Annotated in this window: 17 protein-coding genes; 13 read left to right on the top strand and 4 right to left on the bottom strand. The window is 59.8% G+C overall.

Annotated features, from left to right (window positions below):
- Positions 1-16 precede the first annotated feature (16 nt).
- Positions 17-1,276 carry an ATP-binding protein gene (locus KI613_RS12875; RefSeq protein WP_226400073.1) on the top strand — a complete coding sequence of 420 codons (1,260 nt, stop codon included), beginning with the start codon at positions 17-19 and terminating at the stop codon, positions 1,274-1,276.
- Positions 1,273-1,806 carry a response regulator transcription factor gene (locus tag KI613_RS12880; protein ID WP_226400074.1) on the top strand — a complete coding sequence of 178 codons (534 nt, stop codon included), beginning with the start codon at positions 1,273-1,275 and terminating at the stop codon, positions 1,804-1,806. Before KI613_RS12875 ends, KI613_RS12880 begins: the two co-directional genes overlap by 4 nt.
- A 146-nt stretch (positions 1,807-1,952) precedes the next feature.
- Here the strand turns inward: KI613_RS12880 and KI613_RS12885 are convergent, their stop codons facing one another.
- From KI613_RS12885 to KI613_RS12900, 4 genes are all read right to left on the bottom strand, one after another.
- Positions 1,953-2,798 (bottom strand): DUF2971 domain-containing protein, encoded by an 846-nt coding sequence (locus KI613_RS12885; protein ID WP_226400075.1) that lies wholly within the window; start codon positions 2,796-2,798, stop codon positions 1,953-1,955.
- Between the two features lie 245 nt (positions 2,799-3,043).
- Entirely contained in the window at positions 3,044-3,511 is a 468-nt protein-coding gene (locus KI613_RS12890) for a copper chaperone PCu(A)C (RefSeq protein WP_226400077.1), read from the bottom strand.
- Between the two features lie 14 nt (positions 3,512-3,525).
- Entirely contained in the window at positions 3,526-4,128 is a 603-nt protein-coding gene (locus tag KI613_RS12895) for an SCO family protein (RefSeq protein ID WP_226400079.1), read from the bottom strand.
- Positions 4,129-4,599 (bottom strand): hypothetical protein, encoded by a 471-nt coding sequence (locus KI613_RS12900; RefSeq protein WP_226400081.1) that lies wholly within the window; start codon positions 4,597-4,599, stop codon positions 4,129-4,131.
- A gap of 197 nt (positions 4,600-4,796) precedes the next feature.
- On the opposite strand from KI613_RS12900, the gene nosZ (KI613_RS12905) reads away from it, so the two are divergent.
- From nosZ (KI613_RS12905) to KI613_RS12955, 11 genes are all read left to right on the top strand, one after another.
- Positions 4,797-7,079 carry a Sec-dependent nitrous-oxide reductase gene (nosZ, locus tag KI613_RS12905; protein WP_226400092.1) on the top strand — a complete coding sequence of 761 codons (2,283 nt, stop codon included), beginning with the start codon at positions 4,797-4,799 and terminating at the stop codon, positions 7,077-7,079.
- A gap of 189 nt (positions 7,080-7,268) precedes the next feature.
- Entirely contained in the window at positions 7,269-9,881 is a 2,613-nt protein-coding gene (locus KI613_RS12910; protein WP_226400093.1) for an ATP-binding protein, read from the top strand.
- Positions 9,882-9,883: 2 nt separating this feature from the next.
- A complete protein-coding gene (locus tag KI613_RS12915) occupies positions 9,884-10,993 on the top strand; it encodes an ATP-binding response regulator (RefSeq protein WP_226400094.1) in 1,110 nt (369 codons plus the stop codon).
- Entirely contained in the window at positions 10,990-11,646 is a 657-nt protein-coding gene (locus KI613_RS12920; protein WP_226400095.1) for a response regulator, read from the top strand. The genes KI613_RS12915 and KI613_RS12920 overlap by 4 nt, the downstream gene beginning before the upstream one ends.
- A 323-nt stretch (positions 11,647-11,969) precedes the next feature.
- On the top strand, positions 11,970-14,264 hold the full coding sequence (gene nosZ / locus KI613_RS12925) for a Sec-dependent nitrous-oxide reductase (protein ID WP_226400100.1): 2,295 nt from the start codon (positions 11,970-11,972) through the stop codon (positions 14,262-14,264).
- Positions 14,265-14,352: 88 nt separating this feature from the next.
- Positions 14,353-14,661: a c-type cytochrome gene (locus KI613_RS12930; RefSeq protein ID WP_226400102.1), complete on the top strand. Its 309-nt coding sequence runs from the start codon at positions 14,353-14,355 to the stop codon at positions 14,659-14,661.
- Positions 14,662-14,772: 111 nt separating this feature from the next.
- Positions 14,773-15,540, top strand: a complete 768-nt coding sequence (locus KI613_RS12935) for a c-type cytochrome (RefSeq protein ID WP_226400104.1) — start codon at positions 14,773-14,775, stop codon at positions 15,538-15,540.
- Positions 15,541-15,622: 82 nt separating this feature from the next.
- Positions 15,623-16,597: a hypothetical protein gene (locus tag KI613_RS12940; protein ID WP_226400106.1), complete on the top strand. Its 975-nt coding sequence runs from the start codon at positions 15,623-15,625 to the stop codon at positions 16,595-16,597.
- Between the two features lie 5 nt (positions 16,598-16,602).
- Complete coding sequence (gene nosD, locus KI613_RS12945; RefSeq protein WP_226400108.1) at positions 16,603-17,961, top strand: nitrous oxide reductase family maturation protein NosD; 1,359 nt, start codon at positions 16,603-16,605, stop codon at positions 17,959-17,961.
- Positions 17,958-18,869, top strand: a complete 912-nt coding sequence (locus KI613_RS12950; protein ID WP_226400110.1) for a 4Fe-4S dicluster domain-containing protein — start codon at positions 17,958-17,960, stop codon at positions 18,867-18,869. Before nosD ends, KI613_RS12950 begins: the two co-directional genes overlap by 4 nt.
- Entirely contained in the window at positions 18,866-19,852 is a 987-nt protein-coding gene (locus KI613_RS12955; RefSeq protein ID WP_226400112.1) for a NapH/MauN family ferredoxin-type protein, read from the top strand. Before KI613_RS12950 ends, KI613_RS12955 begins: the two co-directional genes overlap by 4 nt.
- Positions 19,853-20,014: the final 162 nt, after the last annotated feature.

Consider the following 20,014-nt stretch of genomic DNA (forward strand, 5'->3'; position numbering starts at 1 on the left):
ACGCATAATTCGGCCCATGGCATTTACCCCGTGCACGACAGCGAATACCGACCACCTGGCCAACCTGCGCCGCCTGGTTATCGGTCGCTGGGTAGTGCTCGCCGTGCTGGCCCAACTCATCATGGTCGGCCCCGGCCTGCTCGACATTCCCGTACCGCAGGTGCCGCTCCTCGGCATCGTTGCCATCGCCCTGTTGTTCAATGCCATCGCCCAGTGGCGGGTGGTCCGCTCGGCAACCGCCACGGCCAACGAACTGTTCAGCCAGCTGCTCTTCGACATCGGCATGCTGAGCGCCGTCGTCTTTCTCAGCGGCGGCGCCGCCAATCCGCTCGTTTCCCTGCTCCTGCCGCCGGTTGCCGTCGCCGCCCTGACCCTGCCGGCGCGTTGCGTGGCCATCGTCAGCGCCGTCGCCATTGCCGCCTATTCGTTGCTCATGCTCTATTACGTCCCGCTGCCGATGCCCGACGCGACGCGCGCGACGCGTCTGCACCTGGGCGGCATGTGGCTGATTTTCGTCGTCTCGGCCGTCATGATCGGCTGGATCATCGTTCATACCACCCGCGTCATTCGTCAGCGCGATGCCGAACTGGCCACCGCGCGCGAACAGGGCCTGCGCGATGAACGAGTGGTCGCCATGGGCACGCTGGCCGCCGGCGCCGCCCACGAACTCGGCACGCCACTCGGCACCATGGCCCTGCTCGCCGGCGAACTTACCAAAGACCCGACCCTCGGCGAACCGGTTCGCGACGACCTCAGGCTGCTCCTGCAGCAGATCGCTGTCTGCAAGGAAATCGTCACCGGCCTGTCGCGCCGGGCCGGGGCCGAGCGCCTGGAAAACGCACCGCTGCAGGCCGCCAATCGCTGGCTGGATCAGCTACGTCAGAACTGGCATGCCGCCCGCCCGCAAGCGAGCAGCCGGCTGATCATCGCCAGCGACGGCGAGGCGCCGGAAATCGTCGCCGACCCACGGCTCGAACAAGCCGTGCTCAACCTGCTCAACAACGCGGCCAACGCGACAACCATCCCGCTTGAAATACGCCTGAGCTGGTGCACCGACAACCTGTGCATCGAGATTCGTGACCGCGGCCCCGGCTTTCCCGAGCAGGTGCTTGAACTCGGCGGCCAGGCCAGCTTTCCCGCGCACGAACGCGGCAGTGGCGTCGGCCTGATGCTGACGCGCAGCGCCGTCGAACAACTCGGTGGCACCTTGACACTGCTGAATCCCGAAGACGGGGGCGCCCTTGCCCGCATCGAACTGCCCCGGATAAAACCATGACCGAACCAACGCTGATCATCGACGATGACCCGAGCTTCAACGCCATCCTCGTCCGCACGCTGGAACGCCGCGGCCACCCGGCCCGCGGTGAGCTCGATGCGGCATCGGCGCTGGCGGCAGCGCGGGAAATGCAGGCCGGGCGCGTCGTACTTGATCTCAACCTGAACGGCACGTCGGGCCTCGCCCTGATCCCGCAACTGCTGGCCATCAACCCGGAGTGCCGGATTGTTGTGTTGACCGGCTACGCCAGCATCACCACCGCCGTCGACGCGGTGAAACTCGGTGCCGTTCAGTACTTGGCAAAGCCGGTCGAAGTCGAAGCCATCCTCGCCGCCCTCGACGATGACGACAGCCCGGATTTCGACGTCCCCGCGTCGGATGAACCGCTGTCGGTCGACCGCCTGGAATGGGAACACATCCAGCGCGTTCTCAATGAAAACGACGGCAACATCTCAGCCACAGCCCGCGCCCTCAAAATGCACCGGCGGACGTTGCAGCGCAAACTGTCGAAACGGCCGGTCAAGACCTGATTTCAAAATTTGGGATTTTTTCCGGTTGACCGTAGGAATCGGCCGTTTCCGTAGTTGCAGCCATCGCTCAAACAGCAGTTTTCAATGAGATATAGCTTGGTTACTACACTAAAATTTCATCCGGCCTAGCCCCCTTATTATCAAAGCTAGGCCGGGCAATCCTCGATGCGCAATAGGAAATGGGAATCATCGGCTCGGGCATTCCTTAACCTGACATGGCTTAACTCACTGTTGCCAAGCAAGATCTCCTTTACCAAATCTTCGGTTTCACTAGTGGCTCTAGCCCCGAGAATTACTGAATGGAGTGCGTCGGGAGGGAAGCGAAACAGGTGAAAGCTGTAGGGTTCAGCAGGAATTACCGAATCCGCTTCTTGTAAAGCACGGAATATTCGCCACTCTCGTTCGTAGGCCCAATGCCCACTTTTCACCAAGAAAACATCTACACCATCGAAATCCGTCAGATTCGCGCTAGGCCTAGTTTCCCGATACTCAACGCGCCGCAAATGCCGAAACTCATCTTCAGGCCCTTTCTGTTGGTGGAAGTACACGTGTCGAGCATCGAACTCCAGGGCGAATCCCGCGTGGCTCGCCCCGTAGTGGGACCACATCAGCAGACTGTCCGGCACTTCGGATAAGCAAAACGCCCCTAAAGCTTTGTCGAACGTGCTCGACATGAGTTGCGGAATTTTCGGTGTGAGCGATTGCAGGAAGCCCAGCATCTCCGACTCTTTGGCTGCCATCTGTTCCCGCATCCAAGTTTCCAGCATGTGCTGGGGGATCAGAGCCTTCAACTCGGCAGGAACTGAGTCGAGGGCTTCTTTTATCGCCTCTGGAATTACAGCCTGAAGTGTTTCCTTGGCTTGCTGCGAAGACGTGACAGACAAAATCTCAGGGCGCCCCTCGAAAGGGTCATTAAATGCTCCCAGAGGGCTATACCGGACCATGCAGCCCTTCAGAACGTCCATGCGTTCAGGGCCGAAATACTTGTACATTGACGACGGCACTGACTTCATCGGCTATACCAATAAGGGACACCACGGTTTATACAGCTCAAACTGTCGAAACGGCCGGTCAAGACCTGAGTGGCTCAGGCGAAAAACGAATAGAGCAGTAGCACGACGATTAGAACAAATAGAACCATGAACATGGTTTCAGCCCGGTTCAGTGTGTGAATGCTCAGCCAGCCGGCTGACCGCAGACTCCCACGGTCAACCGGAAATATTGGCAAAAATCAAAATCAGTGTTTGTGCTCCATGGCTGCCGGCATCGGCGCGGCCATCGGGCGGACGACCTTGGCGTCGACCTGCTTGGTGCTGCCATCGTCGAAGCTCAGGGTGATCGGCACGACATCGCCTTCCTTCATCGGTGCCTTGAGGTCGATCATCATGACGTGCAGGCTGCCCGGTTTGAGGACGGCTTCGCCCTTGGCCTTGATGTCGATGCTCGGCACCGGCCGCATTTTCATGACGCCACCCTCGTTGAGGTGGGTGTGCAGTTCGGTGACTTTGGAGACCGGGTTGTCGGCCTTGACCACTTTGACATCCTTGTCGCCGTTGTTCTTGATGACCATGAAGGCGCCGGTCGCCGGGGCGTTGGGCGGGGCCAGACGAACGTAGGGATCCTGCACGGAAACGTTGTCGGCGGCACCGGCCAGGACACCGGCCGAGAACATCAGGCTGGCTGCAAGCAGGGACAGTTGTTTCATGGGCTTACTCTCCTTCAGGGTTGGTTCAAATACTTGCGGATGGCGACGACGACCTGATCCGGCGGCGTGGCGTGGGCCATCTTGCCGACCAGCTGACCGTCGGGGGCGACGATGAAGGTATCGGCCGAATGATCAACGACGTAGCCGCCACCAGCTGTTTCGATCTTCTGCTCGGCGTAGAAGACGCCATAGCGCTTGGCGATTTCGGCGATGTTTTCCGGCGTGCCGGTCACCCCGACGATGGCTGGATGGAAGAAGTCGACGTATTCCTTGAGGCGCTCGGGCGTATCGCGTTTCGGGTCGACCGAGACGAAGATCATCGCCACCCTGGCCAGCTCCTCGGGCGTCAGCTGCTTGAGACCTTCGGCCGTCGCCGCCAGTGAGGTCGGGCAGATGTCCGGGCAGTAGGTGTAGCCGAAATAGACGAGCACCAGCTTGCCGCGGTAGTCCTTGAGCGCCACAGGGCCGCTCGCCGACTGCAGTGTGAAATCGCCGCCGGCGGCGATGACTGCCTTGGGCAACGGCCGCTCGGGCATTTCCGGCTGCCAGAAGAGGACGACGCCGAGAATCAGCGCGGCCAGCAAGGCGGCGATTGCCATCAGTATGCGTTCGGCCATTTAGTGCGACTCCCCGGTCGAAAATCGGTAAGGAATCGCCACCCGCTCGCTGCCTGTTTCGATGAGCACCGTCGCCTGCCAGTCCATGCTGCCGGTGATGCAAACCGGCAACGTGACCTCGGCGGCATAGCTGCCGGCACCACGCGCCGCCAGTTGCGGACGGTTGTAGCCCATGTTCATGTCGATGCCGGCAAAATCGACCTCGACGCGGGCCGGAGAAAAGCCGCCGGTCGCGACCTGAACTTCGAATGGCTTGACCAGCGGTACCGGGCGCGTACCCATCGCCAGGGTGACGTTGCCGCCGGACGGCAGCTGCACGGTGCACGCTTCGCGTTGCAGATTGCAGACGGGATCGGGCTGAACGGTGACGTCGGCTTTCGGCAACAGCATCGGCGACAGCTTGTATCCAACGACAACGACCAGCGCGATCAATTCCAGACCAATGACGTCTATCAATATTTTCTTGTTCACAAGTGTGCTTCTGGGCCTTGGGTCATGTCGATCAACGCATTTTCACCGAATGCGTCTGTTTGGATTTAGCAGACATCAATTCTTTCACAGTCTGCCGAGAATACAGTGTGCGGCAAATTGTCGCAGCTTCACCAAGTCACAGGCGGCAATGGGGGAATGGAAGTTGTTTGCTTCTGGTGCTCATGGGAGAAATAGAGATGAAAAAATTTGTAGTGAAATCTACCGCGCTGCTGCTGGCAGCCGGTTTCGCAGCAACGGCGTGGTCGGCCGAATCGCTGCAGGACGTGATGAAGCGGCGCAATCTGAGCCAGCAGGATCTGCTCGCTGCGTCGAAGACCTACGTCCCGACCGGCAAGCGCGACGAATTCGTCGCCTTCAGCTCTGGTGGCCAGTCCGGCCAGATCATCGTGTATGGCATTCCGTCCATGCGCATCCTCAAGTACATCGGCGTGTTCACGCCGGAACCGTGGCAGGGCTACGGCTTCGATGAAAACTCCAAGGCTGTGCTGCGCCAGGGCAACATCGACGGCAAGGAAATCAACTGGGGCGATACGCACCACCCGGCCATCTCCGAAACCCAGGGCAAGTACGACGGCCAGTTCCTGTTCATCAACGACAAGGCCAATCCGCGCCTCGCCGTGATCGACCTGCGTGACTTCGAAACCAAGCAGATCGTGGTCAACCCGATCTTCAAGTCGGAACACGGCGGCGCTTTCGTCACGCCGAACACCGACTACATCATTGAAGCCGCCCAGTACGCCTCGCCGCTTGAGAACAAGAAGTTCTTCCCGCTCGAAGAGTTCAACGAGAAGTATCGCGGCGGCATCACCTACTGGAAGTTCGACCGCAAGGAAGGCCGCATCAACGCCAAGGAATCCTTCTCCCTCGAACTGCCGCCGTACTCGCAGGACTTGTCCGATGCGGGTAAGGGTCCGTCCGATGGCTGGTCCTTCACCAACTCCTTCTGTTCCGAGCGTTACGTCGGTGGTATCGAAAAGGGTCGTCCGCCGTATGAAGCCGGTTGCTCCGCCAAGGACACCGACTATCTGCACGTGATCAACTGGAAGAAGGCGGCTGAACTGGTCGCTGCCGGCAAGGCCAAGAAGATCAACGGCCACAACGTGCTGATGATGGAAACGGCAATCAAGGAAGGCATCCTCTTCCTCGTCCCGGAACCGAAGTCGCCGCACGGCGTCGACGTCACCCCGGACGGCAAGTTCCTGACCGTCGCCGGCAAGCTCGACACCCACGTGTCCGTCTATTCCTTCGAGAAGATCCAGGCCGCCATCAAGGCCGGCAAGTTCGAATCCAAGGATCCGTACGGTATTCCGGTCATCGGCATGAAGGATGCGCTGCATACCCAGGTCCAGCTCGGCCTCGGCCCCTTGCACACCCAGTATGACTCCAAGCCCTGTATCGCCTACACCTCGCTGTATGTTGATTCGCAGGTCGTCAAATGGAATCACTGTGATGGCAAGGTGCTCGACAAGATCTCCGTGCACTACAACATCGGTCACCTGATGACCATGGAAGGTGACTCGGCTGATCCGAAGGGTCGTTACCTGGTGGCGCTCAACAAGCTGGCCATCGACCGTTTCGTGCCGGTTGGTCCGCTGCATCCGCAAAACCATCAGCTGATCGACATTTCGAACGACAAGATGCAGTTGTTGTACGACATGCCGGTGCCGCTGGGTGAGCCGCACTACGTCGTCGCCATCGAAGCTTCGAAACTGAAGCCGGGCGTCCGCTACAAGGTCGGTACCGATTCCCGCACCGACAAGCCGCATCCGGGCATGGTTCGCGCTGGCGAGGAAGTCACGACCAAGAAGGGCAACAAGATCGAGGTCAAGGGCACGCTCATCCGCTCGCATATCACGCCGGAAACCATCGAAGCTGAAGTTGGCGACGAAATCACCATCCACCTGACCAACCTCGAACGTGCTCAGGACGAAACCCACGGCTTCACCGTGTCGACCATGAATGTGCACGCTTCGGTTGAGCCGGGCAAGACGGTGACCGTCAAGTTCAAGGCTGACAAGGAAGGTGTGTATCCGTACTACTGCACCGAGTTCTGCTCCGCACTGCACCTTGAAATGCAGGGTTACCTGCTGGTCAAGCCGAAGGGCTGGAAGCCGGGCAAGGTTGAAGCGGCCAAGGCCGTCTATACCGAAGCCGACTACAAAGCCACGGTCAAGAAGGTTGCTGACACCCAGGTCGTCATTGATTCCGTCGTTGGTTACATCACCAGCGTCAACTTCAAGGACTTCCCGGATGTGGTGAACATGGTCGACGACGCAACCGACCAGCTCGGCAAGATCAAGGAAGCCAAGGCCAAGCACGAAGCCGCAGCCGCCAAGAAGGATTGGGACCAAGCCAATCTGTGGGCTGAGCAAGTCTGGCAATACCAGGTCAAGGCCGCCGACATCGGCTTGCGCGCCAAAACCTACCTTGAGCAGAACGGCGCCAAGAAGGTCAAGTAAGCCATCCTGAGGTTTATGGGAATCATAAGGGGGCAGAGCAATCTGCCCCTTTTTCGTTGCTCCAGCAATCTACGTAAACTGGCGTGGATACCCCGCCTGAGCTAACCTCTGGACGATTCTCACCGCGTCAACTCCGAACCGCATCACGATCGCGGAGAACCAGTGCCACAGGGGTCTTGAGCCACAAACATGCCATCAAAAAACAATTTCTCGAGCCGTTGGCCGGGCGGCAAGATGGTCCTGCTGGCGATCGTCATCTGGACCGCGCTGGTTCTCGTCTCGCTGCTCACCCAGCGTGAACAGTTGAACCGGACGGCCAGCGCACTGGCCCGCATCGACGCCGTCGCCAATCTCAAGAAAGACATGTCGATCCGGAAATGGGCCTCCAATGCCAAAGGGGTCTTCATCCTTGAAGAGCACATTCCGTCCATCAATTCGCTGGATGAAGAAGAACGGCTAACGGCTGTCCGCAGTAACGGTGAAACCTTGCGTCTGGTCACCGTTACCCCAATCCATCTCTTGCTGGCGATTCAGGAGGCAAGCAATCAGAACGCGGCGGGCACCCGCGAACGGCTGACCTCGAAACAGTTGCGCAACATGGACAACGCGCCGGACGACTGGGAACAGAAGGCGCTGAATGCGCTGGAGCAAGGTGGCGACATGGTCACCGAAGCCCTGCCCAAAAAAGGCAAGCACGGGCTGATGCGGGCGATGATTCCGATGCGCATGGAAGAGGAATGCCTCGAATGCCACCGCGATACGCTGGTCCCGGTCGGCGGCCTGCGCGGCGGCGCCACCATCTCGATCAACCTGAATGCCTATCGCACGGCCCAGCAACCGACTTGGCTGGCCATTCAATACTGGCATTTCGGGATCTGGATCCTCGGGCTGACCGCATTGTTCACCTTCGCTTATTTCGCACATCGCCGCAGCATGGAAAAGCTGCGTAGCGACGAGGAGCGACGCGAGAACGAGATGGCGTTTGCCGCGATGGCGGAAGGCGCCATCATTACCGATTCGACGGGAAGGATACTGTGGGTCAACGATGCCTTTTGCCGCATTTCGGGCTATACGCGGAATGAAGTGATCAACCAGAACCCTCGCCTGCTCAAATCCGGCCTCCATGACGAGGCGTTTTACCACCAGTTGTGGGCACAGCTGACCACTGTCGGCCATTGGCGCGGCGAACTCTGGAATCAGCGCAAGACCGGGGAGATCTTCCCGGAGGAAATATCGATTCAGGCGCTCAAGGGACCGGACGGCAAAATAAGGCGATTCATCTCGATCTTTTCGGAAATCTCTGAGCGCAAGCGCAACGAGAAGGCCTTGCATGAATACCAGGAACACCTCGAGGACCTGGTGCGCCAGCGCACCGAGGAACTGACCGAAGCGCGCGACGAGGCAGAGGCCGCCAACCGTTCGAAATCGACTTTCCTCGCCAACATGAGCCACGAGCTACGCACGCCGCTCAATGCCGTGATCGGCTTTTCGCAATTGATGGAAAAAGATCCGCAGCTCAATCCGACCCAGCGCCGCAACGTCGAGATCATCAACAATTCCGGCAATCACCTGCTGACGCTGATCAATGACATCCTGGAACTGTCGAAGATCGAGTCGGGGAAGATGGAAGTGTGCAGCGAAGAGGTGGATCTGCCCGAACTGCTCGACGGCATAGTCAACATGATGAGCCTGCGCGCCGAGCAGAGCGGCCTTGCCCTGAAACTGGATTTACGCTCCCCAACCCGCTTGGTGGTGCTCGATCCGGTCATGTTACGGCAGGTGCTGCTCAACCTGCTTTCCAATGCCATCAAGTTTACCCCGGAGGGCTCGGTGACGCTCGCTGTCGAGGCCAGCGAGGCGGGCGATAACCGCCTGCAACTGGCGTTCAGCGTGGCCGATACGGGGATCGGCATCCGGGCCGAAGATCATTCGCGCATCTTCAACTCCTTCGAACAGGTCGGCGGCGCGCGCCAGGGAGGAACCGGTCTCGGGCTGACGATCAGCCAGCAGTACGTCCGGATGATGGGCGGCGAACTGCTACTGGTGTCCGCCCCCAACCAGGGCTCCACCTTCAGCTTCGTGATCACCGTGGCAGCTGGCAAGTCGGCGGGGAACAACGCGGCAAAGGGGCGCGTGACCGGCATCGAACCGCCGGATCACGGCCAACGCATCCTGATTGTCGACACCATTCCGGAAGCCCGGCTACTCGTCAGATCGCTACTCGAGCCGCTCGGCTTCAGCGTCGCCGAAGCCGCCACTGTGGCCGACGCCGAGGCGGAAATCGCCAGCCAGCAGACGGATCTGGTATTCATCGACTGGTTCTTGTCCGACGACAAGGGTCTCGAACTGATCAAGCGCCTGCGCAGCCGAAGCGGCGTCCGGCAGCCACGCCTCATCGTGCTGACCGCCAATGCGACGCAAGAGAGCCGGCAGCAAGCGTTGCAAACCGGCGCCGACGATTTTCTCAGCAAGCCTTTCGAGGAAGACGAGCTGTTCAAAATCCTGGAAAAGCATCTTCCCCTGCATCTGACCCGCAGTCCGGCGCCGATGTCGCAGGCTGAGCGCGTTTCGCCGAATGCCATCCCCAAGATCAACGCCGACGATCTGGTCCGCTTGAGCGGCGAAGCACGGGCTCGCCTTTCGCAGGCGGCGCTCTCGCTGAACCCGGAAAAAATTGCCGAGGCCTTGCGCCGCGTTGCCCGGGAAAATCCCGAACTCGCCGCACACCTTGGCGAATTCGCCAATACGCGCCAATATCAAGCCCTCTGGCAGGTACTGGGCATTCTCGAAGCAGAGGAATAAAGATGAATGCCGAAATTCTGGTCGTCGAAGATACGCCGGCCTCCCTCGAACTGCTCTCCCAGCTCTTATCCCAGGCGGGCTATACGGTGCGCCCGGCACTTGAGGGACGGATGGCGTTGCGTTCAGCACAAGCCAGCCCCCCCGACCTGATCCTGCTCGATGTGCGCATGCCCGGCATTGACGGCTACGAGGTCTGCCGGAGACTGAAAGCCGACCCGCGGACCCGCGACATTCCCGTCATTTTCCTGTCGGCCCTGCGCGAAGCGGGCGACAAGTTGAAGGGCTTCGAGTTCGGGGCAGTCGACTACATCGCCAAACCGTATCAGCCGGAAGAGGTGCTGGCCCGAGTGCGGACCCATGTCGAACTGCGCCACCTGCAGTCGCGGCTCGAAGAGCGGGTCGGCGAGCGCACCGCGCAGTTGCTCGAGGCACAGGCCTGCCTCCAAGAATCGCAGACCCGCTTGCAGGAACTGGCCGGCTTCCTGCAGACCGTCCGCGAAGAGGAGCGTTCGGGCATCGCCCGCGAACTGCACGACGAACTCGGCCAAGCCCTGACCGCGCTACGCATCGACCTCGGCTGGCTCAAGGAAAAATGCGGCCAACTCGGGCCGCCGGTGGTGCAACGCGCCGAAGCGGCTTATGGTCTGGTCGAACGGACGATCAGTGCCTTGCGCCGGATTTCGGAAGGTCTGCGCCCCGGCATGCTCGATGTGCTCGGATTGGCCGCGGCCATTGAGCATCATGTCAGCCAGTTTCAGGAACGTACCGGCATCGCCTGTACGCTGACCATGAACCGGGAGGAATTCGAAATCGACGAACCGCTGGCCACGGCCATCTTCCGGCTCGTCCAGGAGTCGTTGACCAATGTGGCGCGACACGCGGCAGCGCAGCACGTCGCCGTCCGAATCGAAGATGGTGAAAGTGAGATCCGGGTGCGCGTAGACGACGACGGCTGCGGCTTCGTGACGACGAGCGAAAAGAAGACTTTTGGCCTGCTCGGCATGCAGGAAAGAGTGAAAATACTGGGCGGGCGTATCGAGATCGTCAGCCAGCCGGGACAAGGAACGCGCATCGATGCGCGCCTCCCGAAACAGCAAGGGGAAAGCAAATGATCCGGATACTGATTGCCGATGACCACGATATCCTGCGCGCCGGCCTCAAACACATCCTGCAGGACAGCGGCGACATCGTCGTCGGCGGCGAAGCCAGCGACGGCTACCAGGTCCTGACCCAGGTCCGCGCCGAAAAATGGGACGCCATCGTGCTCGACCTGTCGATGCCGGGCAAGAGCGGCATCGAACTGATCAAGCAGATCAAGGGCGAATTTCCCCGCCTGCCCATCCTGATCCTCAGCATGCACAAGGAAGACCTCTATGCCGTGCGCGCCTTGAAAGCCGGCGCTTCCGGCTACCTGTGCAAGGATAGCGCCGAAACCCTTCTCGTCCAGGCCATCCGCAAGGTCGCCGGGGGCGGCCTGTTCATCGATCAGGCGGTGGCCGAAAAACTGGCCGTCGACATGCTGACCGGCGCCGCGGGCGGCGCCCCCCACAGCCGACTGACCGACCGCGAATACCAGATATTCCTTCTCGTGGCCCGCGGCCACGGGGTAACCGACATCAGCCGCCAGTTGAATCTGAGCGTCAAGACCGTCAGCACGCACAAGACGCGGATTCTGGAAAAAATGGAGTTGGCCAACACCGCCGACCTGATCCACTACGCCATCCGGCACAACTTGGTCGACGGCGTAGACAGCCTGGCCGAGTAAATCCACCATCCGCCGGCCGGCACTGCAAGCCGGCTGGTCAGCCGACGATAGCGTCGGCCGCCACTGCTCTCCTATGTTCGATAGCACGCAGAAAAATTTCGGACGGCAGACCATGATCATAACGCCAGGGGCGTCGTAGGAATATTCCCACGACGCCCCTGGCGTTTTCCCACCGTGGGAATCAGTTGTCCTTACCTGTCTGCCGCTATCCGTCGAGCCTACACTGCCCCACATGCGACACATTGCCGCAGTGGCATTTCGCCGCAGGGCGATGCAGTCGGAAAAAAGAAGTAGAACCTCAATCGATTCATGGGAGAGTCAATATGAAAACCCGTATAAAACAAACCGTCGGCGTGCTCGTTGCAGCCGGCATTGGCTGGGGAGCGGCCAGTACGGCGTGGTCGGCCGAATCGCTGCAGGACGTGATGAAGCGGCGCAATCTGAGCCAGCAGGATCTGCTCGCTGCGTCGAAGACCTACGTCCCGACCGGCAAGCGCGACGAATTCGTCGCCTTCAGCTCTGGTGGCCAGTCCGGCCAGATCATCGTGTATGGCATTCCGTCCATGCGCATCCTCAAGTACATCGGCGTGTTCACGCCGGAACCGTGGCAGGGCTACGGCTTCGATGAAAACTCCAAGGCTGTGCTGCGCCAGGGCAACATCGACGGCAAGGAAATCAACTGGGGCGATACGCACCACCCGGCCATCTCCGAAACCCAGGGCAAGTACGACGGCCAGTTCCTGTTCATCAACGACAAGGCCAATCCGCGCCTCGCCGTGATCGACCTGCGTGACTTCGAAACCAAGCAGATCGTGGTCAACCCGATCTTCAAGTCGGAACACGGCGGCGCTTTCGTCACGCCGAACACCGACTACATCATTGAAGCCGCCCAGTACGCCTCGCCGCTTGAGAACAAGAAGTTCTTCCCGCTCGAAGAGTTCAACGAGAAGTATCGCGGCGGCATCACCTACTGGAAGTTCGACCGCAAGGAAGGCCGCATCAACGCCAAGGAATCCTTCTCCCTCGAACTGCCGCCGTACTCGCAGGACTTGTCCGATGCGGGTAAGGGTCCGTCCGATGGCTGGTCCTTCACCAACTCCTTCTGTTCCGAGCGTTACGTCGGTGGTATCGAAAAGGGTCGTCCGCCGTATGAAGCCGGTTGCTCCGCCAAGGACACCGACTATCTGCACGTGATCAACTGGAAGAAGGCGGCTGAACTGGTCGCTGCCGGCAAGGCCAAGAAGATCAACGGCCACAACGTGCTGATGATGGAAACGGCAATCAAGGAAGGCATCCTCTTCCTCGTCCCGGAACCGAAGTCGCCGCACGGCGTCGACGTCACCCCGGACGGCAAGTTCCTGACCGTCGCCGGCAAGCTCGACACCCACGTGTCCGTCTATTCCTTCGAGAAGATCCAGGCCGCCATCAAGGCCGGCAAGTTCGAATCCAAGGATCCGTACGGTATTCCGGTCATCGGCATGAAGGATGCGCTGCATACCCAGGTCCAGCTCGGCCTCGGCCCCTTGCACACCCAGTATGACTCCAAGCCCTGTATCGCCTACACCTCGCTGTATGTTGATTCGCAGGTCGTCAAATGGAATCACTGTGATGGCAAGGTGCTCGACAAGATCTCCGTGCACTACAACATCGGTCACCTGATGACCATGGAAGGTGACTCGGCTGATCCGAAGGGTCGTTACCTGGTGGCGCTCAACAAGCTGGCCATCGACCGTTTCGTGCCGGTTGGTCCGCTGCATCCGCAAAACCATCAGCTGATCGACATTTCGAACGACAAGATGCAGTTGTTGTACGACATGCCGGTGCCGCTGGGTGAGCCGCACTACGTCGTCGCCATCGAAGCTTCGAAACTGAAGCCGGGCGTCCGCTACAAGGTCGGTACCGATTCCCGCACCGACAAGCCGCATCCGGGCATGGTTCGCGCTGGCGAGGAAGTCACGACCAAGAAGGGCAACAAGATCGAGGTCAAGGGCACGCTCATCCGCTCGCATATCACGCCGGAAACCATCGAAGCTGAAGTTGGCGACGAAATCACCATCCACCTGACCAACCTCGAACGTGCTCAGGACGAAACCCACGGCTTCACCGTGTCGACCATGAATGTGCACGCTTCGGTTGAGCCGGGCAAGACGGTGACCGTCAAGTTCAAGGCTGACAAGGAAGGTGTGTATCCGTACTACTGCACCGAGTTCTGCTCCGCACTGCACCTTGAAATGCAGGGTTACCTGCTGGTCAAGCCGAAGGGCTGGAAGCCGGGCAAGGTTGAAGCGGCCAAGGCCGTCTATACCGAAGCCGACTACAAAGCCACGGTCAAGAAGGTTGCTGACACCCAGGTCGTCATTGATTCCGTCGTTGGTTACATCACCAGCGTCAACTTCAAGGACTTCCCGGATGTGGTGAACATGGTCGACGACGCAACCGACCAGCTCGGCAAGATCAAGGAAGCCAAGGCCAAGCACGAAGCCGCAGCCGCCAAGAAGGATTGGGACCAAGCCAATCTGTGGGCTGAGCAAGTCTGGCAATACCAGGTCAAGGCCGCCGACATCGGCTTGCGCGCCAAAACCTACCTTGAGCAGAACGGCGCCAAGAAGGTCAAGTAAAAAAATCTTGATTGTTGATGTATCTCATTAAACTCGAGTGGGAAGCTGGGTTACCTTGGCTTCCCACCAAACAACGGAGGGTAAACCCATGAAATCAGTAGTGTTTCTTGCCATTGCGGCACTCACGGCCGGCTCGGCCATCGCAGCCCCGGATGGCGCCAAGCTGTATGCCGAAAAGACCTGCAACGCCTGCCACGGCCCCAAGGGCGACAAGCCGCTGATGCCGAACTACCCGAAAATTGCCGGACAAAACGCCGCTTATTCTGAACAGCAAATCAAGGACATCAAGAGCGGTGCCCGTAACAACGGTCAGACCGCCGCCATGAAGGGCGTCCTGCATCTCGTCAATGACGAGGAAATCAAGGCGATCTCCGAATATCTGGCCAAGCTGAAATAATCGAGAGAGGCTGGTTTTTCCGGCTTCTGACCAACATCAAAGAACGCTGATATTCATAGTGCCACAATGGTTTCAGCGTTTCGAATCATCCGCCATAAAAGGAAACCAAACATGAAAGCATCACTCCTTTTGATCAGCCTGCTGTCAGCGGGCATTGCATTTGCCGCCCCTCCGGCCCCGAAAACCGAAGGCATCGAAGGCAAGGATTACAAGTGGAACGCCCAGGGTGGCGAGAAGAGCGAAGCGCTCTCCAAGAAAGGTGACGCCAAGGCTGGCGAAGAAGGTTACGAAACCTGTGGCGCCTGCCACCTGCCGTCCGGCGCCGGTCGCCCGGACGGCACCTTCCCGCAGCTCGCCGGCCAGCACACCACCGTGCTGATCAAGCAGATGGCCGACATTCGCGCCGGCCTGCGCGACAACCCGACGATGTACCCGTTTGCCGCGACGCTGACCGATGCCCAGGAACTAGCCAATGTCGCCGCCTACATCGAGAAATTGTGCATTCCGCTCGACCACGGTCATTACGACTCGAAGCCGGGTGACAATATGGACAAGAACTGGAAGGCACCGGCCGACACCGACAAGCGCATCGCCGAAGGCAAGGTGCTGTACGAGAAGGAATGTCTGGAATGCCACGGCAAGAACGGCGAAGGCAACAAGGAAAAGTTCTACCCGGTGATCGCCGGCCAGCACTACAAGTACCTGCTGCGCCAGATGACCGAGATTCGCAACGGCCATCGCCGTAACGCCAATCCGGACATGGTCAAGATCATCAAGAAGTACACCGATGACCAGCTGATTTCCATCTCGGCTTATCAGTCCAGCCTGGTCATGCCGGGCAACATGTGCAAGCCGAAGGCAACCGGCAAGAAGAAGTAAAAGCGGTAGTCTGGTTGCCTGAACTCGCTTCAGGCAACCAATTCCGGTCTGTGACCGGATGCATTGAACAGAGAACAGCAAAATGGAAAAACAAGACAAAATCATCGGTGGCCTGACCCTGATCTCCCTGATCTGCCTGGTCGCTGCCTACTTTGCGCCGATCTGGTGGGTTTCACTGACCGCCCCGAATTACCCGCCCGATGCCTTCCCCGATGGCATCCGCATCCATTTCCATTTCGATGGCGTCTATAACGGCTGCAAGGTGGCCGGCAAAGGCACCCGGATGGCCAACGAGATCATCCAGAAGGATCTCGCCCACGACGACGAGCGCTATAACCCGATCACCGACGCCACCAAGAACGTCGACAAGGGTGCCGAAGGCCTCGATTGCGTTCATGAAATGAACACCATCAACCACTACGTCGGCATGTTCCCGATCGCCACCGGCGCCCCGGTCGAAAAGCCGCTCGCCAAGTTCTTCTTCGGCTTCTTTGCCGTGATGATGCTGGCTTTCACGGTCAACCGGAAAAAACCGCGAATTTTGATATTGAGCGCCGGCTTTGCCGCCGTCGCCGCCTGGATGATTGTCGACCAGTTCATGCTCGGCCACCTCGAAAGCCATGTTCAGGCCTACATGCAGGAATCCGGCACCTTCTTCAAGGACATGGAGCGCATCAACGTCTGGGGTGACAACGTCCGCAACGTATCGAAGATGGTCATCTTCGGCCTGATCGCGGTGATGGGTATCGTCATCGCCGGCACCGCCAAAATCAAACCGTTCCAGCTCCTGCTGGCGCTGGTCCCGGCCCTGCTCCCGGTCTTCTTCGTCATCACCTACGCCGGCTGGCTGTGGTTCTTCGGCCACAACATGCACCCATGGGGCGCCTTCACGGTCAAGCCCTTCATGCCTACCGTCTTCGGCGAAGGCAAAGTCGCGCAGTTCTCGACCTTCTCCTATCCGTACTGGGGCTATGGCCTGCTCGTGGCGATTTTCGCCTGCATGATGCTGGCCCTGCTCATTCGCCGCAAACAGTTGCGCGAAGGAACTGCCGAGTAATCCGCATGAGCCGCCTGAACCAACTGGCCAGGCTGAGCCTGGCCACCACGCTCCTGCTGGTCCTCACCACCGGCAACACTGAGCCGCAGGCCAACGTGCCGGCCGGCATGGGCGCCCGCGCCGATGTCGACCGCCCGAAGCCGACCTTCATGCTGCACGAACGCGACAAACGCGTGCATGGCCTCAAGCCCTTCCAGGATCTCGTCGACAAGGCACCGGCTGGTTCGATCCTCAAGCCACCGCCAGGAAGCTACGCCGGCCCGGTGACCATCAACAAGGCGCTGACCATCGATGGTGGAGGCAAAGTAACAATCGACTCCGGTGACCGCGGCACGGTCATGATGCTGGACGCCAGCAATGCGGTGATCCGTGGCATCCACCTGACCGGTTCCGGCGATTCGCACGACTCTGACGACTCTTGTCTCGATGTTCGCGGCAATCACAACACCATCGAAAACGTCGAGATGGACAATTGCCTGTTCGGCCTTGATCTCAAGCAGTCGAACAACAACATCATTCGCGGCAACAGCATCCGTTCCAAGGACCGTGAGCTCGGCGTCCGCGGTGACGGCCTGCGCCTGTGGTACAGCAACGACAACCTCATCGAGAAAAACAAGATCATCGACTCGCGCGACATGGTCGCCTGGTACTCGAACAAGAATGTTTTCCGCGATAACCTCGGCCGGCGCAGCCGCTATTCGATCCATTTCATGTTCGCCAACGACAATGTCGTCGAGCGCAACGAGTTCTACGACAACGCAGTCGGCGTCTATTTCATGTACACCGAAGGCGGCATCGTGCGCAACAACGTCATCTCGCACGCCACCGGCGCCACCGGCATGGGCATCGGCTTCAAGGAAGCTTCGGGAACGATCATCGAGAACAACGAGATCATCTACTGCGGCGTCGGCATCGGCTCCGATCTCTCGCCCTTCCAGCCCGACAGCACCATCGAAATCCGTGGCAACCGCTTCGCCTACAACGGCACCGGCATCATGTTCAACAGTGAAACCGGCGGCAACAACATGATTGACAACGTCTTCGAAGGCAACCTGACCCAGGTTGCCTACGGCGGCCATGGCGACAACAACAATAGCCCGAAGAACGTCTGGCGCGGCAATTACTGGGACGACTATCAGGGCTTCGACCGCAACGGCGACGGCGTCGGCGACAAGACCCACGAGCTGTATGCCTACGCCGACCAGATCTGGATGGAACTGCCCATCGCCCGCTTTTTCCGCAGCTCGCCGGTCATGGAGCTGCTCGATTTTCTTGAACGCCTGGCTCCCTTCTCCACACCGGACCTGATCCTGCGCGACGAGAAGCCGCGCTTCGTCAAACCTGAAAGAACGGCACGCTCATGAGCGAGATCGACGACGAAGTCGGTAGCGACCCCGGCAACGACAACAACGGCGACGGCAGCAACTCGCCCCGCCAGCCGGCCAGCAACGGCAAACCGGCAATCTCGATCGCCAAGCGGCAGACCAACCGGCGTCGCGTGCTGCGCACCATCCTGCTCACCGGCGGCGTCCTCGGTGCGGCAATGTCCGGCTTCCTGCCCCTCGTCTACGCCCAGAAAAAACGCCTGCGTCCGCCCGGCGCACTCGACGAGAAGGACTTTCTCGGCAGCTGCATCAAGTGCGGCCAATGCGTTCAGGTTTGTCCGGTATCGGCCATCAAGCTGGCCGACCTGGTGGATGGCATGGGGGTCGGCACGCCCTACATCGATGCCCGGAGCCAGGCCTGCGACTTTTCCTGCGATGCCGTGCAGTGTGTTCTGGCCTGCCCGACCGGCTCGCTGACTTACCACAAGCCTGATTTCCTGCCGGTTCGCCCCGGCGCCGCGCTGGCCGCCAAGCCCATCCTGCTCGCCAAGGAAAATGACCCCGAGCCGACGCTCAACATGCACGAGCGCATCGGCGTCGCCCGCCTGACTCGCCCAGAAGCCTGCCTGGCCGTTCAGGGCAAGGGGTTCAAGGGGCAGACACGCGGTCCCGATTTCAAGGGGCAGCTCCGTTACATGGACGTCGACCGCTGGAAACCGGTCAAGGTCAGCAGCCATCCCTACGAACTCGCCGAATGCGATCTGTGCGTTCGCCAGTGCCCGGTCAAAGGCGCCATTTCCATCGAAACGGTGTTCGCGCCGGATGGCAGCCAGCGCAAGTCGCCGGTCGTCCATGAACCCTGCGTCGGCTGTGGCGTCTGCGAAATGGTCTGCCCGGTCGAACCCACTGCCATCACCATCGAAGCCGGCGAGGTCTGGAAAATATGAGCGCCCTCCTCAAACGCCGATTTATCGATCAGATCAAGGTCCTCTTCGGCCATGAGCCGGCCAAGCCGACCAAGCCCGACGACATCAGCCCCGCCGCCCAGAAGATCCACTTCTACAAGAAGGGCAACCCTAATCGGATTGCCGAGAAGGCGCATGCCCGCGCCCACGCCGAGCCGAGCCACAAATGGCGCAATCGCCGCTGGGCAACACTAATTTTCGCCAACCTGCTGTTCACGCTGTCCTTCTTCCTCGACATCCAGATTCTCGAAGGCGCGCTGACCGCCTCGCGCTTCGTCGGTTTTCACCTGATCGACCTCAACTCCGCGCTGCAGGTCATGCTCGCCCACAAGCACATCATCAACAACCTGCTGATCGGTACCGGCACCGTACTTGTGCTCTGGGTCCTGCTTGGCGGCCGCACCTTCTGCTCCTGGGTCTGTCCCTACCACCTGCTGGCCGAATGGGCCGAGAAAATCCACCTGTTCCTGGCGAAGAAAAAACTCGTCACCGACCAGACCATGGATCGCCGCCTGCGCACCGTGTTCTGGGCCATTTTCGCCCTGCTCGCGCTGGCCACGGGCTACACCGTCTTCGAAGCCATCTCGCCAACCGGCATCCTGTCCCGCGCCCTGATCTACGGCCCGGGCCTGGCCCTGCTCTGGGTCCTGGCCCTGCTCTTCTTCGAAGTTTTCTTCTCGCGCCGCGCCTGGTGCCGCTATGCCTGCCCGATCGGCCTGACCTACGGTGTGGTCGGCATCGTCTCGCCGGTGCGCATCATCTACAAGCTCGACGGCTGCTTCCACGAAGGCGACTGCCGCAAGGTCTGCCTCGTACCGCACGTGCTGGACACCGTGATCAAGGGCCGCGCAGTCGAAACCGAAGTCCCCATCGGCCCCGACTGCACGCGCTGCGGATTGTGTGTCGACGTCTGCCCGACTGGCTCGCTGAGTTTTGAGGTCAAAGGCCTGGCCAAACTGGCTTGAATTTTGGCCGTTTTTTCCGGTTGACCGTAGCATCGGAATACTTTCCCATCCCCATCGATGGCAGTACGGCGCCGCCTCACGACGGCATGTGAAGGCATAACAAAAGTGATAAAGTCCAGAAAAATACTTGGACGAACCCATTGTTCGCCTTCGCACTGCGCT

The organism is Ferribacterium limneticum, from assembly GCF_020510585.1.
Classification (GTDB): Bacteria; Pseudomonadota; Gammaproteobacteria; order Burkholderiales; family Rhodocyclaceae; genus Azonexus.